The following is a 561-nucleotide window of genomic DNA, read 5'->3' on the forward strand; positions in this document are numbered from 1 at the left end:
CATCGCGCCACCGAGGAGCCGGTCGCCAAGGCGCTTTGCGGTACCGGTCATGAGCGCGAGCCCCTACGACGTTGCACCAGCGAAACCAGAGACAGCACGAGCAGCGAGATGACGAGCATCACGATGGAGACCGCGGCGCCGCTGGGATAGTTCGCGACATCGCTGAAGCGCGTGTAGATCGTGTTCGAGAGAAACAATACGCGGCCCTTGCCGAGCACCATCGGAATGACGAAGGCGCTGATCGAAAAGGTCATGGCGATCAGGAATGCCGAGACCAGCCCGGGGAGGGCCAGCGGAACGGTGATGCCGAGATGCGCCTTCCAGGCAGGGGCGCCCAGCGATTGCGCTGCATCGCAGAAACGAGGATCGATATTCTGGATCGTTCCCAGAAGGGTCAGCGTGCACATCGGCACGACCGCATGCAGCAGGCCGGCCGCGACCAGGGTTTCGGTGTACCAGCGGCTTGTCGGCGAAATCCCGAGCGCCAGGAACAGGGGACGCACAACCCCGACCGAGCCGAAGGCCAGTTCCAGCGCGTAGGTGCGCACCAGCATGCTAAGC

At 63.8% G+C, this 561-nt stretch carries 1 protein-coding gene; it reads right to left on the reverse strand.

The genetic code is table 11. The features are described from left to right. Positions 1-47 precede the first annotated feature (47 nt). Positions 48-561, reverse strand: a 514-nt coding sequence (locus AB4Y92_RS25355; RefSeq protein WP_441822127.1) for an ABC transporter permease, incomplete at its 5' end; no start/stop codon positions are given.

The organism is Lysobacter sp. TAB13 (assembly GCF_052113885.1).
In the GTDB taxonomy this organism is placed as follows: Bacteria; Pseudomonadota; Gammaproteobacteria; order Xanthomonadales; family Xanthomonadaceae; genus Lysobacter; species Lysobacter gummosus.